This window comes from Paraburkholderia tuberum STM678, from assembly GCF_902833905.1.
GTDB classification, from domain to species: domain Bacteria; phylum Pseudomonadota; class Gammaproteobacteria; order Burkholderiales; family Burkholderiaceae; genus Paraburkholderia; species Paraburkholderia tuberum.
Genome location: NZ_CADFGP010000027.1, coordinates 1 through 14,787, shown reverse-complemented (window position 1 = coordinate 14,787; position 14,787 = coordinate 1). Strand labels below are relative to the sequence as shown.

Genomic DNA, 14,787 nt, shown 5'->3' with positions numbered 1-14,787 from the left:
TTTACTTGTCGAGCACAATGCGAAGCATACGACGCAGCGGTTCAGCCGCGCCCCACAGCAGCTGATCGCCGACCGTGAAGGCCGACAGATACTCGCCGCCCATCGCGAGCTTGCGCACGCGGCCGACCGGCACCGTCAGCGTACCGGTGACAACCGCCGGGGACAGATCGCGCATCGACGCTTCGCGTTCGTTCGGCACAACCTTGACCCAGTCGTTGCCCGACGCGAGGATGCTGTTCACTTCGTCGAGCGGCACGTCCTTGTTCAGCTTGATCGTGAGCGCTTGCGAATGGCAGCGCATTGCGCCGATCCGCACGCACAGACCATCGACGGGAATCGAACCCGGCGTGCCCATGGCCGGCTTGCCGAGGATCTTGTTGGTTTCCGCGCCGCCCTTCCACTCTTCCTTCGACATGCCGTTGCCGAGATCCTTGTCGATCCACGGAATCAGCGAGCCCGCGAGCGGCACGCCGAAGTGGCCGGTCGGCATGCTGTCGCTGTTCATCGCTTCGAGCACGCGGCGGTCGATGTCGAGAATCGCCGAAGCCGGGTCTGCCAGTTCGTTCTTCACCGCGCCGTGCAGCGTGCCCATTTGCGACAGCAATTCGCGCATGTTCTGCGCGCCCGCGCCGGATGCGGCCTGATAAGTCATGGCCGTCATCCAGTCGACGAGGTTTTCGCGGAACAGGCCGCCCAATGCCATCAGCATCAGGCTGACCGTGCAGTTACCGCCGATGAAATTCTTCTGGCCTTTGACGAGCGCGTTCTTGATCACGTCGAGGTTGACCGGGTCGAGAATGATGACCGCGTCGTCCTTCATGCGCAGCGACGATGCCGCGTCGATCCAGTAGCCGTTCCAGCCCGCCGCGCGCAGCTTCGGGAACACTTCGTTCGTGTAGTCACCGCCCTGGCAGGAAATGATCGCGTCGCACTTCTTCAGGTCGTCGATGCTTGTCGCATCTTTGAGCCTGGTCTCGTTTTTGGCGAACGAAGGCGCGTTGCCGCCCGCGTTGCTGGTGCTGAAAAACACCGGTTCGATCAAGTCGAAATCGCCTTCCTGCTGCATACGTTGCATCAGGACGCTGCCGACCATGCCGCGCCAACCTACGAGACCTACGTTCATGACTTCATACCCTTCGAATGGAAACTTCCCCGCGTCTTTGCCCGCAGTGACCGCGCGGGGAAGATGGGCGGGCACGACGGACGATCAGCGCTTCGTGATCGTTTTCGGGGTAATGGTTTTGACGGTAATGGCGAACTCGATCGCACGGGCCGTTGTGCCGTGCATTTTGGAAATCGAGGAGATTTGGGAGATCTGAGCCATCAAAACAATATACACGAAAACGGAAAACCGGCGGCGTTCTTCGCCGTATGACGCGCAAATCGGCCTGTTTCAAGGCCCGATTCGCGTTTTTAAAAGGCCAGTATCGTTGACCTGACCACCGCATGCCCTCGCTCTGCGAGCGCATGCGGTACACGCGTTTTACAGCGCGGCCACGACGGCATCGCCCATCGCGGCGGTGCCGATCTGCTTGCAACCCGGCGTGAGAATGTCGCCGGTGCGATAGCCCTGTTCGAGCACCTTCTTCACCGCGGTTTCGATGCGATCGGCCTGCTCCGCCTTGTTCAGCGAATAGCGCAGCATCATCGCGGCCGACAGGATCGTGGCGAGCGGATTGGCCACGCCCTTGCCGGCGATATCCGGCGCGGAGCCATGCGACGGCTCGTACAAGCCCTTGTTGTTCTTGTCGAGCGATGCCGACGGCAGCATGCCGATCGAGCCGGTCAGCATGGCCGCCTCGTCGGACAGGATGTCGCCGAACATGTTGCCGGTCACGATCACGTCGAACGACTTCGGCGCCTTCACGAGCTGCATCGCGGCGTTGTCGACGTACATGTGCGACAGTTCGACGTCCGCGTATTCCTTCGACACGTCGATCATCACGTCCTTCCAGAACTGCGACGTTTCGAGCACGTTGGCTTTATCGACCGAGGTGAGCTTCTTGCCGCGCTTTTGCGCCGCCTGGAATGCGACGTGCGCGATGCGGCGCACTTCGGGTTCCGAATAGCGCATCGTGTCGAAGCCTTCCTTTGCGCCGGCGAACAGGCCGTCCGGCGACGTACGCACGCCGCGCGGCGCGCCGAAGTAGATGTCGCCGTTCAGTTCGCGCACGATCAGGATGTCGAGACCCGAAACGATCTCTTCCTTCAGCGACGACGCGCCCGTCAGTTGCGGGTAGCAGATCGCCGGACGGAAGTTCGCGAAAAGTTCCAGGTGCTTGCGCAGACCGAGAATCGCCTGCTCAGGGCGCAGCGCGCGTTCGAGCTTGTCGTACTTCCAGTCGCCGACCGCGCCGAACAGGATCGCGTCGGCTTCCTTCGCGAGCGCGAGCGTCGAGTCCGGCAGCGGGTGGCCCTTCGCTTCGTAGCCTGCGCCGCCGACCGGCGCTTCTTCGAGTTCGAACTTCTCGCCGAGCACGTTCAGGACCTTGACGGCCTCCTTGACGATTTCGGGACCGATGCCGTCGCCCGGCAACACTGCGATCTTCATGCGAATTCCTTGATGATTTTTTCGGATCTTTCTGGCGCAAACCGACATTGGCGCGCGGACTTCACGCCCCTAACGCCCTCACGGTTTTGCTTAGCGGACGAGGCGATGGTTCAGCCACGGTTGCTTCGCGAGACGCTCCGCTTCGAATTGGCGGATCTTGTCCGCGTGACGCAGCGTGAGGCCGATGTCGTCGAAACCGTTCAGCAGACAATACTTGCGGAACGCAGCGACTTCGAACGGATATTCGGTGCCGCCGTCGGCCGTGCGCACGACTTGCGCTTCGAGGTCGATCGTCAGCTCGAAGCCGTTGAACGCATACGTCTCGTTGAACAGATGATCGACCTGCTGTTCGGTCAGCACGATCGGCAGCACGCCGTTCTTGAAGCAGTTGTTGTAGAAGATGTCCGCGAAGCTCGGCGCGATCAGCGCGCGAAAGCCGTATTGCTGCAACGCCCAGGGCGCGTGTTCGCGCGAGCTGCCGCAGCCAAAATTCTTGCGCGCGAGCAGCACCGAGGCGCCCTGGTAGCGCGGCTGGTTCAGCACGAAATCCGGGTTCAGCGGACGCTTCGAGTTGTCTTGACCCGGTTCGCCGTGGTCGAGGTAGCGCCATTCGTCGAACGCATTCGGACCGAAACCCGTGCGCTTGATCGACTTCAGGAACTGCTTCGGAATGATCGCGTCCGTGTCGACGTTCTCGCGATCGAGCGGCGCCACGACGCCGGTGTGTACGATGAATTTATCCATGACGCTTGCGCCTGTTCAGGACCGGGCGATGCGACTGGCGGCTGGAACCCCCGCGCCGTATCGCCGGCAAAAATCAAAAACCGCTTATTTCTCAGCGTGATTGCTGATCGAATTGCCGAGGTGCGACATGTCCTGGCCGAATCCGTGCACCGTGTTGCAGCCGGCAAGACCGAGCAGGAGCCCGGCGAACGTGCCGAGTGCGAAGCGGCGCAATAGAGTGATGCGATTCATGTTCTTGATCATGCGATTTATCCGAGCTTGCGAATGTCGACGAAATGCCCTTCGATGGCCGCAGCCGCGGCCATTGCGGGGCTCACCAGGTGCGTGCGGCCACCAGCGCCCTGACGACCTTCGAAATTGCGGTTCGACGTGGACGCGCAACGCTCGCCCGGCTCGAGCCGGTCGGCGTTCATTGCCAGACACATCGAGCAGCCCGGCTCGCGCCATTCGAAACCGGCCTCGGTAAAGACCTTGTCGAGGCCTTCACGCTCCGCCTGCGCCTTCACGAGACCCGAACCCGGCACGACCATCGCCAGACGGATGTTCGGCGCGACGCGACGGCCGAGCTTCTTCACGACGTAAGCCGCGGCGCGAATGTCTTCGATGCGCGCGTTGGTGCACGACCCGATGAAGATTTTATCCGGCTTGATCGACTCGATCGGCGCGTTCGGCTCGAGCGCCATGTACTTGAGCGCGCGCTCCATCGCGTCGCGCTTGACCGGGTCCTTTTCGCGCTCCGGATCCGGCACGCGGCCGTCGATCGGCGTGACCATTTCCGGCGACGTGCCCCAGGTGACCTGCGGCACGATTTCGGCGGCGTTCAACTCGACCACGCGATCGAAATGCGCTCCGTCGTCCGACTTGAACTGCTTCCAGTACTCGACCGCGTGATCCCACTCGACGCCCTGCGGCGAGAACGGACGGCCTTTCAGGTATTCGACCGTGGTGTCGTCGACGGCGACCATGCCGGCGCGCGCGCCCGCTTCGATCGCCATGTTGCAGACCGTCATGCGGCCTTCCATTGTCAGCGAACGGATCGTCGAGCCGCCGAATTCGATCGCGTAGCCGGTGCCGCCCGCGGTGCCGATCTTGCCGATGATCGCGAGCACGATGTCCTTCGCGGTACAGCCGCGCGGCAATTGGCCCTCGACCTTCACGAGCATGTTCTTGCTCTTCTTCTGCAGCAGCGTTTGCGTGGCCAGCACGTGCTCGACTTCCGACGTGCCGATGCCGTGCGCGAGCGCGCCGAACGCGCCGTGCGTGGACGTGTGCGAGTCGCCGCAGACGATTGTCATACCCGGCAGCGTGGCGCCCTGTTCCGGCCCGATGATGTGAACGATGCCCTGACGCAGGTCGTTCATCTTGAACTGTGTGATGCCGAAGGCGTCGCAGTTGGCGTCGAGCGTGTCGACCTGCAGCTTCGACACCGGATCGGCGATGCCGTGGCTGCGGTCCGTGGTCGGCACGTTGTGGTCGGACACGGCCAGGTTCGCGCTGATGCGCCACACCGGACGCTGGGCGATTTTCAGGCCTTCGAACGCCTGCGGGCTGGTCACTTCATGCAGCAGGTGACGGTCGATGTAGAGAATCGTGGTGCCGTCGTCTTCCGTGTGGACCACGTGCGTGTTCCACAATTTGTCGTAGAGGGTCTGTGCCATGGTATGCGGGGAGTAATGACTGCGGGCTGACTGTGTCGATTGATTATGCCACGCTGCACACCGCGATGGGCTGCTCAGCCGACGAAAAAACCGATAAAAAACATGGAGTTGGCTGGTAGTGGCAATACCTGTATCGTCGTTACCCGGCAAGCGTTGGCCCCAGCGACGCCTAGCTGCCGCCGAAACGGAAAACGCCCCAACGGTAAACCCGTCGAGGCGTTTTATTCACTCCAATTTCGCGCTTTTGCACGGCACGAATGCCGCTGCGAAGCGCGCGTATTGAGGTCGATCAGCGATCAGCGCTGTGCGATCGGCTTCGCTTCACGCAGCGTCTCGCCGATGAACAGCTGACGCGGACGGCCAATCTTCTGCTCGGGATCGGCGATCATTTCGTTCCACTGCGCGATCCAGCCGACCGTGCGTGCCATCGCGAAGATACACGTGAACATCGACGTCGGAATGCCCAGCGCGCGCTGCACGATGCCCGAGTAGAAGTCGACGTTCGGGTACAGCTTGCGCGACACGAAGTATTCGTCTTCGAGCGCGATCTTTTCGAGTTCCATCGCGAGCTTGAACAGCGGATCGTCGTGCAGGCCCAGCTCTTCGAGCACTTCGTAGCAGGTCTCGCGCATCAGCTTCGCGCGCGGGTCGTAGTTCTTGTACACGCGGTGGCCGAAGCCCATCAGCTTCACGCCCGAGTTCTTGTCCTTCACCTGCTTGATGAACTCAGAAATGTTGTCGACCGAGCCGATTTCTTCCAGCATGGTCAGCGCGGCTTCGTTCGCGCCGCCGTGCGCCGGGCCCCACAGACACGCGATACCCGCCGCGATACACGCGAACGGATTCGCGCCCGACGAACCGGCGAGCCGCACGGTCGACGTCGACGCGTTCTGCTCGTGGTCAGCGTGCAGGATCAGGATACGGTCGAGCGCGCGCACCAGCACGTCGTTGACCTCGTACTCTTCGCACGGGTTCGAGAACATCATGCGCATGAAGTTCGCGCTGTACGACAGGTCGTTCTTCGGATACACGAACGGCTGGCCGATGCTGTACTTGTACGCCATCGCGACCAGCGTGGGCAGCTTCGCGATCATACGGATCGCCGACACTTCGCGGTGATGCGGGTTATTGATGTCGAGCGAGTCGTGATAGAACGCGGACAGCGCGCCGACCGCGGCGACCAGAATTGCCATCGGGTGCGCGTCGCGGCGGAAGCCGCGGAAGAAGAACTGCATCTGCTCGTGCACCATCGTGTGCTTCGTGACGGTGCCGACGAATTCGACCTTCTGCTTCTGGTTCGGCAGCTCGCCGTTCAGCAGCAGGTAGCAGGTTTCGAGGAAATCGGCGTTTTGCGCGAGGTTGTCGATCGGGTAGCCGCGGTAGAGCAGTTCGCCCTTGTCGCCGTCGATGTAGGTAATCGCCGAATTGCACGCCGCCGTCGACATGAAGCCCGGGTCGTACGTGAATTTGCCGGTCTGGCCGTACAGTTTGCGAATGTCGATCACATCCGGGCCAATCGTGCCCTTGTAAATCGGCATTTCGACGCTCGGCGAATTGTCGCTGAACGATAGCGTGGCTTTAACATCTGACGGGGTCATAGCACATCCTCAATCGAAGTATGGATACAGGGTTTCGATAATTGCACGCCTGGAACAACGGACTGGCGGCGCTCAAGCGTTGCGCAGCAACTCCAGAACCCGGACCACGTCCGGGTCGGCCAGATCGCCTTCAGGTTCCTTGCGCGCGAGCAGCAAGTCCATCAGGTCGTTATCGCTCAGCTCGAGCAGGCGCGTGAGTGCGCCCACGTCGGCATCGCTGAGGTCATGCTCATATCGGCTGAAAAAACGCTCGAAAATCAGGTCGTTTTCCAGCAGGCCCCGCCGTGCGCGCCAGCGAAGACGCGCGCGGCGGAGGGGGTCGGACTGATGCGATGTTTCGGTCATGTCGGTACACCCCGCGCCGCGCCCGGGCGCACTGACCGCCCTCTCGGGGACAGCGCGCGCCAGGGAGCGCGGAGCTCATTGATACTAGACAGCGCGGCGAACCATCAATTCCTTGATCTTGCCGATTGCCTTGGTCGGGTTCAGGCCCTTCGGACAAACGTCGACGCAGTTCATGATGGTGTGGCAACGGAACAGACGGTACGGATCTTCCAGGTTGTCGAGGCGCTCGCCGGTTGCCTCGTCGCGGCTATCCGCGATGAAGCGGTAGGCTTGCAGCAGACCAGCCGGGCCGACGAACTTGTCCGGGTTCCACCAGAAGCTCGGGCACGACGTCGAGCAGCTCGCGCACAGAATGCATTCGTACAGGCCGTCGAGCTCGTCGCGTTCTTCCGGCGACTGCAGACGTTCCTTTTCCGGCGGCGGCGTATCGTTGATCAGGTACGGCTTGATCGAGTGATACTGGTTGAAGAACTGCGTGAAGTCGCAGATCAGGTCGCGCACGACGGGCAGGCCCGGCAGCGGACGCAGCACGATCTTCTGCGGCAGGTCGTTCAGGTTCGTCAGGCACGCGAGGCCGTTCTTGCCGTTGATGTTCATTGCGTCCGAACCGCACACGCCTTCGCGGCACGAGCGACGGAACGACAGGGTTTCGTCGAGCGCCTTCAGCTTGATGAGCGCGTCGAGCAGCATGCGTTCGTGCGAGTCGATTTCGATCTCGTACGTCTGCATGCGCGGAGCGGCGTCCTTGTCCGGATCGTAGCGGTAAATTTCAAATGTACGCTTGGCCATTTCTCTGAATTCCTTTGACTTGTGCCTTAGAAGGTACGCGCTTTCGGCGGAACCGATTCGACGGTCAGCGGCTTCATGTGAACCGGCTTGTAGTCGAGGCGATCGCCTTCGCTGAACCACAACGTATGGCGCAGCCAGTTTTCGTCGTCGCGATGTTCGAAGTCGTTCTGCGCGTGCGCGCCACGGCTTTCCTTGCGCGCTTCGGCGGAGACCATCGTGGCGCGTGCCACTTCGATCAGGTTCGCCACTTCGAGCGCTTCGATGCGAGCCGTGTTGAACACCTTCGACTTGTCCTTCAGATGGATGTTGTCGACGCGTGCCGCCACTTCACGGATGGCCTCGACGCCTTCGGACAGCAGAGCCGAGGTACGGAACACACCAGCGTGCTTCTGCATCGTGCCGCGGATGTCGTTCGCGACCGACTGTGCGTACTCGCCCGACGACGAGTTGTCCAGCTTCGCCAGACGCGACAGCGCGAAGTCGGCTGCATCGGCCGGCAGCGGCTTGTGTTCCTTCAGTTCCTTCACGTGCTTGACGATGTGGTTGCCGGCAGCGCGGCCGAACACCACGAGGTCGAGCAGCGAGTTCGTGCCGAGACGGTTTGCGCCATGCACCGACACGCACGAGCATTCGCCCACTGCGTAGAAACCGTTGACGACTTCTTCGTGGCCGCGGGGCGTACCGACGACCTGGCCGTTGATGTTCGTCGGGATACCGCCCATCTGGTAGTGGATGGTCGGCACGACCGGGATCGGCTCCTTGATACAGTCGACGTTCGCGAACTTCAGCGCGATTTCGCGGATCGACGGCAGACGCTTCATGATCGTCTCGGCGCCGATGTGCGACAGGTCGAGCAGAACGTGATCCTTGTTCGGACCCACGCCGCGGCCTTCCTTGATTTCCTGGTCCATCGAACGCGAGACGAAGTCGCGCGGCGCCAGGTCCTTCAGCGTCGGCGCGTAGCGTTCCATGAAACGCTCGCCGTTCGAGTTACGCAGAATACCGCCTTCGCCGCGCACGCCTTCGGTGATCAGCACGCCCGCGCCGGCCACGCCGGTCGGGTGGAATTGCCAGAATTCCATGTCCTGCAGCGCGATGCCCGAACGGGCCGCCATGCCGAGGCCGTCACCGGTGTTGATGAACGCGTTGGTCGAGGCCGCGAAGATCCGGCCCGCGCCGCCCGTGGCGAACAGCGTGGTCTTGCCTTCGAGGATGTAGACGTCGCCGGTTTCCATTTCCAGTGCGGTCACGCCGAGCACGTCGCCGTCGGCGTCGCGGATCAGGTCCAGCGCCATCCATTCGACGAAGAATTGCGTCTTGGCAGCAACGTTCTGCTGGTACAGCGTGTGCAGCAGCGCGTGACCGGTACGGTCAGCCGCCGCGCAGGCGCGTTGCACCGGCTTTTCGCCGTAGTTCGCGGTGTGGCCGCCGAACGGGCGCTGATAGATCGTGCCGTCCGCGTTACGGTCGAACGGCATGCCGAAGTGTTCGAGTTCGTAGACGGCGTTCGGTGCTTCACGGCACATGAACTCGATCGCGTCCTGGTCGCCGAGCCAGTCGGAGCCCTTGATCGTGTCGTAGAAGTGGTAGTGCCAGTTGTCTTCGCTCATGTTGCCGAGCGAAGCGCCGATGCCGCCTTGGGCCGCGACCGTGTGCGAACGCGTCGGGAACACCTTGGACAGCACGCAGACCGACAGACCGGCACGCGCGAGTTGCAGCGACGCGCGCATCCCCGAGCCGCCCGCGCCGACGATGACGACGTCGAAGCGGCGACGCGGCAGAGAATTCTTGATTGCAACCATGCTTTTATACTCTCCAGAGAATCTGCGCAGCGTAGCTCGCACATGCGAGCAGCCAGAGGATCGTCAGCACCTGGAGGACGAGACGCGTGCCAACGGGCTTCACGTAATCCATCCAGATGTCACGGATACCAACCCACGCGTGGTAGAACAGCGAGAGAAGCGTGACGAACGTGGCGAGCTTCATCCACTGCGTCGCGAAGATCGACGCCCAGCCGTCGTACGAAAAGTCGCGCGCGAGGAAGAACCACGCGAGCAGAATCACCGTGTACACCGCCATCACGCAGGCGGTGACGCGTTGCGCGAGCCAGTCGCGCAGACCGTAATGCGCGCCGACGACGAGACGCTTCGAACCGATTCGGTTATTGGCTGACATTTTTTAGAATGCTCCGAACAGTTTTGCCGCGAATGCGATGGTAAGCAGCGACGACACGACGATCACCACGATGGAGGTCGATTTGCCCTTCTCCTTCGACACGGCATCATGATTCGTATCCATCACGAGGTGACGGATGCCGGCGCAGAAGTGGAACAGGAAGGCCCACGCGAGAACCAGCGTGATCAGCTTGACGATGATGTTGGAGAGGAAGCCTTTGAATACTTCGAAGCTCAGTTCGGAAGTCAGGCTCTGATCGAAGAGGAACAGCAGGAACGGAAGGAAGAGAAACAACAAGGCACCGCTCACGCGATGCAGAATCGACACGCGCCCCGCCAGCGGGAGACGGTATGCCGTCAGTATTTGCCCAATACCGATGTTCCGGAATTCCGGCCTCGGTTTTTTTACGGCTTCTGCCATGCTAGACCCCTACTATGTAGTCACACTAATCCGCAATTTTAGCGCCTTTTTATATCGCGCTGCAGCGAAAACCACGCTGGGTCCTTTGCGGCGCGCGCATTAAAAGCGCCTTCCGATTGGCACGCGTGTGGGACGCCGCGCCTCGTTTCAGCCCGATTCAGCTCAGATCGTTCTGATAGTAATACCCGGTTGTGACATACCAACCTCGCCGGACTTCGACCGGCCGGTCCCCATAGGTATAGGACACGCGCTCGACCGACAGCAACGGAAAACCCGCCGGCACATGCAGCAGGTCCGCCACGGAAGGCTCCGCCGCGACCGCGCGGATTTTTTCCGTCGCGCGAATCATGCGGGTACCGAATTCCGTCTCGAACATCGCGTAGAGGGGACCCTTGTACTCCGACAGCCGCTCGAGCGTGAGCCCGCGGAACACGACGCCGGGCAGCCAGATTTCGTCGAGCACGGTGACTTCGCCGTCGAACTGCAGCAAACGCTTGATCAGCACGACCGGATCGGCCGGCTTCAGATCGAGCTGCCGCGCGATTTCCGCCGATGCGCGCAGCCGCCGGCATTCGAGCAGACGGCTCACGTGCGGATGCTCGGCGCCGTCGTCCGCGAGCAATCTCAGGAAACGGAACTGCGCGCGCTCTTCGTTGTGCGTTGCAACGAAGGTGCCCTTGCCCTGGCGGCGCACCAGCAGGTTGTCGGCGGCGAGTTCGTCGATCGCCTTGCGCACCGTACCCTGACTCACCTTGAAACGCGCGGCCAGTTCGACTTCACTAGGAATGATCTCGCCCGGCTTCCATTCGCCGCTTTCGAGGCTCTGCGTAATCAAGCCCTTGATCTGCTGATATAAGGGGCTGAAGGTAGGCGACGCGGCAGCGGAAACAGTGGATACGCCTTCGCCGGCGGCCCCTTGGCCATTCGGGTTCACAGGATTCGCCGGGTTCGAATTCATGCGCGCATTTCATCATAAAGGGCTGGGACACGTCTAGGGTTTTCCCCGCGATAGATGTGTCTTATATAAGACATAAGATACTGTTGACTTTGTCTGTTTCGACTCCTACACTCCTTGTCGAGCAAGGGTTTGCGGGATTTTGCGGCGGCTGTTTGATGCAGCGCCGCGACGCTCCGGCAGCCACTCTGCACCATGCCGTCCCCTACGCAGTCCAGGTTTCGATTCGCCGCCATCCGTTGCATTCGCGCGCTGTCTCCGTGTTGCACCCGCTGGCCCGACGCTTGCCGAAACGCGCTGTTTGCAGGAGCCCGCACCGTGCAGTTGCGGCCCCGGCCCGGCGTAAGCCCTGGGCCATCCCGTCCCGCTCCGCAGTACAGCTTTCCGGCACGGCGGTCTTGCCGTAACGCGCCGCCCGGTCTCGCCAATTCCGAGCCCGCACGCGAACAGTGAATTCCGCCGTGTTTCATCACGCTTCGCTGAACGCGCATATAGAATGGCGTTTTCCCTAGCGTCTAACGCATCGTCCTGGAGATTTCTCAATGGCTAAGCCCGCAAAGCGCGTTGCCGTCACCGGCGCCGCAGGTCAAATCGCTTACTCCCTGCTATTCCGCATCGCCAATGGCGACCTGCTCGGCAAGGACCAGCCGGTGATCCTGCAACTGCTCGATCTGCCGCAAGCGCAAGCCGCCGTCAAAGGCGTCGTGATGGAACTGGATGATTGCGCATTCCCGCTGCTGTCGGGCGTCGTGATCACGGACGACCCGAAGGTCGCGTTCAAGGACGCCGACATTGCACTGCTGGTCGGCGCGCGTCCGCGTTCGAAGGGTATGGAGCGCAAGGATCTGCTGTCGGCCAACGCCGAAATCTTCACGGTTCAGGGCAAGGCGCTGAACGACGTCGCCAGCCGCGACGTGAAGGTTCTGGTGGTCGGCAACCCGGCCAACACGAACGCATACATCGCCATGAAGTCGGCGCCGGATCTGCCGAAGAAGAACTTCACCGCGATGCTCCGTCTGGACCACAACCGCGCGCTGTCGCAACTGGCCGCCAAGTCGGGCAAGCCGGTCGCGTCGATCGAAAAGCTCGCAGTGTGGGGCAACCACTCGCCGACCATGTACCCGGACTTCCGCGTTGCAACGGCTGAAGGTCAGGACCTGACCAAGCTGATCAACGACGAAGAATGGAACCGCAACACGTTCATCCCGACCGTCGGCAAGCGCGGCGCGGCGATCATCGAAGCGCGCGGCCTGTCGTCGGCGGCATCGGCGGCTAACGCTGCGATCGACCACGTGCGTGACTGGGTGCTCGGCACGAACGGCAAGTGGGTCACGATGGGCATCCCGTCGGACGGCTCGTACGGCATCCCTGAAGACATCATCTACGGCGTGCCCGTGACCTGCGAAAACGGCGAGTACAAGCGCGTCGAAGGTCTGGCAATCGACGCGTTCTCGCGCGAAAAGATGGACGGCACGCTGCAGGAACTGCTGGAAGAGCGCGACGGCGTTCAGCACCTGCTCGGCTAAGCATCTGATGCCGATGAACCGGAACTCCGAAGCCTCAGCGCGGCGGGTTCCGGTTTTTTTCGTGTGAATGGCCGTGCGATCATCGCCATTCGCCTCTGATTCGAACGTGCTTTGCCGTTGCCCGACGGCACTCGCGCAGAGCACGCCCGAATCCGACATCCTTAATTTTCACCACGCCCCACACGCCGAAGATGCGCGTTCTCACACCCGCCGAAGTGCTGTTTGAGGGCGAAGCGCCGCCCGCTGTGCTGCCTGCCTGCGATCACTACGCGGGCAGCGAAAAGCTGATGCTGAAGTCGCTCGCGTTACAGCAGCAACTCGGCCCGGTGTTCGATATCACGCTCGATTGCGAAGACGGCGCGCAGGTCGGCCGCGAGGCTGAGCACGCGGAACTGGTCGCATCGCTACTGGGCAGCGAGCGTGACCGCTTCGGCCGCGTCGGCGTGCGCATCCACGACTTCGCTCAGGCGCACTGGCGCGACGACGTACGCCTCATTCTGCGCGCCGCAAAGCGAGCACCCGCTTACATCACGCTGCCGAAAATCCGCCATGTTCACGATGCCGCCGAAATGATCGCGTTCATCGAGGCGACGCGGCGCGAGCTCGGCCTCGCGCAGCCGGTGCCGGTGCAGTTGCTGGTCGAAACCCACGGCGCGCTTACGCGTGTGTTCGAACTCGCCGCGCTGCCGGGCGTCGAGGCGCTGAGCTTCGGCCTGATGGACTTCGTCTCCGCGCACGACGGCGCGATCCCCGATACCGCGATGCGCTCGCCGGGCCAATTCGATCATCCGCTCGTGCGGCGCGCGAAGCTCGAGATTTCGGCGGCCTGCCATGCGTTCGGCAAGGTGCCGTCGCACAACGTCAGCACCGAAGTGCGCGACATGAGCGTTGTCGCGAACGACGCACAGCGCGCCCGCAACGAGTTCGGCTACACGCGCATGTGGAGCATCCACCCCGCGCAGATCGAGGCGATCGTCGCCGCGTTCGCGCCGCGCGACGAAGAAATCGCGACGGCCGCCGAAATCCTGCTCGCCGCGCAGTCCGCGCATTGGGGCCCGACGCGTCATGGCGATACGCTGCACGACCGTGCGAGCTACCGCTATTACTGGTCGGTGCTGCGCCGCGCGCAAACCACCGGCCGCGCTGTTCCACAAGAAGCGGCGCCGCTTTTTGCGCAAGTGGGCGCCAACGGACAGTCGGTGGCATAAGCGACGCGTTTTTCAAACGGCAGCGATGAGCCGGCACACAGGAGAAGGCGGAACATGAGCGAGACGACGCAAGCCGCTGGCGCAACAGGCGGCAACGAAACGCAAAGCGGCTTCAAACCGAAAAAATCCGTCGCGCTGTCGGGCGTGACCGCGGGCAACACCGCGCTGTGCACGGTCGGCAAGACCGGCAACGATTTGCACTATCGCGGCTATGACATTCTCGACATCGCCGAGGCGTGCGAATTCGAGGAGATCGCTTATCTGCTGGTCCACGGCAAGCTGCCGACCCAGGCCGAACTGACCGCGTACAAGACGAAGCTGAAGTCGATGCGCGGCCTGCCCGCCAACGTGAAAGCCGCGCTCGAATGGATTCCGGCCGCCGCGCATCCGATGGACGTGATGCGCACCGGCGTGTCGGTGCTCGGCACCGTACTGCCCGAGAAGGACGATCACAACCTGCCCGGCGCGCGCGATATCGCCGACAAGCTGATGGCCTCGCTCGGCTCGATGCTGCTGTACTGGTATCACTACTCGCACAACGGCAAGCGCATCGAGGTCGAAACTGACGACGATTCGATCGGCGGTCATTTCCTGCATCTGCTGCATGGCGTCGAGCCGTCGAAGGCGTGGGTCGATGCGATGCACGTCTCGCTGAACCTGTACGCGGAGCACGAGTTCAACGCGTCGACGTTCACCGGCCGCGTGATCGCGGGCACGGGCTCGGACATGTACTCGGCGGTCACCGGCGCGATCGGCGCGCTGCGCGGACCGAAACACGGCGGCGCCAATGAAGCCGCGTTCGAAATCCAGTCGCGCTA

The 14,787-nt window shown here is 62.2% G+C and carries 15 protein-coding genes; 3 read left to right on the top strand and 12 right to left on the bottom strand.

The features are described from left to right. Window position 1: 1 nt before the first annotated feature. The 12 genes from asd to HWY30_RS22780 all read right to left on the bottom strand — a co-directional run bounded on the left by asd (window position 2) and on the right by HWY30_RS22780 (window position 11,238). Window positions 2–1,123, bottom strand: coding sequence for an aspartate-semialdehyde dehydrogenase (gene asd, locus HWY30_RS22835; protein ID WP_090808298.1), 1,122 nt, complete (start codon window positions 1,121–1,123; stop codon window positions 2–4). Between the two features lie 360 nt (window positions 1,124–1,483). Next, window positions 1,484–2,551 (bottom strand): 3-isopropylmalate dehydrogenase, encoded by a 1,068-nt coding sequence (leuB, locus tag HWY30_RS22830; protein WP_090808296.1) that lies wholly within the window; start codon window positions 2,549–2,551, stop codon window positions 1,484–1,486. A 90-nt stretch (window positions 2,552–2,641) separates the two neighbouring features. Beyond that, the gene (gene leuD / locus HWY30_RS22825; RefSeq protein ID WP_090808294.1) at window positions 2,642–3,295 is read right to left on the bottom strand and encodes a 3-isopropylmalate dehydratase small subunit; all 654 of its coding nucleotides are present in this window, start codon (window positions 3,293–3,295) and stop codon (window positions 2,642–2,644) included. Window positions 3,296–3,379: 84 nt separating this feature from the next. Beyond that, window positions 3,380–3,538: an entericidin A/B family lipoprotein gene (locus HWY30_RS22820; RefSeq protein WP_090808292.1), complete on the bottom strand. Its 159-nt coding sequence runs from the start codon at window positions 3,536–3,538 to the stop codon at window positions 3,380–3,382. Between the two features lie 5 nt (window positions 3,539–3,543). Next, entirely contained in the window at window positions 3,544–4,953 is a 1,410-nt protein-coding gene (gene leuC, locus HWY30_RS22815; protein ID WP_090808290.1) for a 3-isopropylmalate dehydratase large subunit, read from the bottom strand. Between the two features lie 296 nt (window positions 4,954–5,249). Further along, entirely contained in the window at window positions 5,250–6,551 is a 1,302-nt protein-coding gene (gene gltA / locus HWY30_RS22810) for a citrate synthase (protein ID WP_090808288.1), read from the bottom strand. Window positions 6,552–6,623: 72 nt separating this feature from the next. Beyond that, entirely contained in the window at window positions 6,624–6,896 is a 273-nt protein-coding gene (locus HWY30_RS22805; protein ID WP_018424116.1) for an FAD assembly factor SdhE, read from the bottom strand. Window positions 6,897–6,980: 84 nt separating this feature from the next. Next, the gene (locus HWY30_RS22800) at window positions 6,981–7,685 is read right to left on the bottom strand and encodes a succinate dehydrogenase iron-sulfur subunit (protein WP_090808286.1); all 705 of its coding nucleotides are present in this window, start codon (window positions 7,683–7,685) and stop codon (window positions 6,981–6,983) included. A gap of 26 nt (window positions 7,686–7,711) precedes the next feature. After that, complete coding sequence (gene sdhA / locus HWY30_RS22795; protein WP_090808281.1) at window positions 7,712–9,487, bottom strand: succinate dehydrogenase flavoprotein subunit; 1,776 nt, start codon at window positions 9,485–9,487, stop codon at window positions 7,712–7,714. Window positions 9,488–9,491: 4 nt separating this feature from the next. Further along, window positions 9,492–9,860, bottom strand: coding sequence for a succinate dehydrogenase, hydrophobic membrane anchor protein (gene sdhD, locus HWY30_RS22790; RefSeq protein ID WP_090808279.1), 369 nt, complete (start codon window positions 9,858–9,860; stop codon window positions 9,492–9,494). A 3-nt stretch (window positions 9,861–9,863) separates the two neighbouring features. Continuing rightward, on the bottom strand, window positions 9,864–10,280 hold the full coding sequence (gene sdhC / locus HWY30_RS22785) for a succinate dehydrogenase, cytochrome b556 subunit (RefSeq protein WP_090808277.1): 417 nt from the start codon (window positions 10,278–10,280) through the stop codon (window positions 9,864–9,866). Window positions 10,281–10,437: 157 nt separating this feature from the next. After that, window positions 10,438–11,238, bottom strand: a complete 801-nt coding sequence (locus HWY30_RS22780) for a GntR family transcriptional regulator (protein ID WP_090808275.1) — start codon at window positions 11,236–11,238, stop codon at window positions 10,438–10,440. A 539-nt stretch (window positions 11,239–11,777) separates the two neighbouring features. Here HWY30_RS22780 and HWY30_RS22775 point away from each other — a divergent pair. From HWY30_RS22775 to HWY30_RS22765, 3 genes are all read left to right on the top strand, one after another. Further along, window positions 11,778–12,761, top strand: a complete 984-nt coding sequence (locus HWY30_RS22775; protein WP_090808272.1) for a malate dehydrogenase — start codon at window positions 11,778–11,780, stop codon at window positions 12,759–12,761. A 191-nt stretch (window positions 12,762–12,952) separates the two neighbouring features. After that, the gene (locus tag HWY30_RS22770) at window positions 12,953–13,969 is read left to right on the top strand and encodes an HpcH/HpaI aldolase/citrate lyase family protein (RefSeq protein ID WP_090808270.1); all 1,017 of its coding nucleotides are present in this window, start codon (window positions 12,953–12,955) and stop codon (window positions 13,967–13,969) included. Between the two features lie 54 nt (window positions 13,970–14,023). Next, a partial coding sequence (locus tag HWY30_RS22765) for a citrate/2-methylcitrate synthase (RefSeq protein WP_279613296.1) occupies window positions 14,024–14,787 on the top strand: 764 nt, incomplete at its 3' end.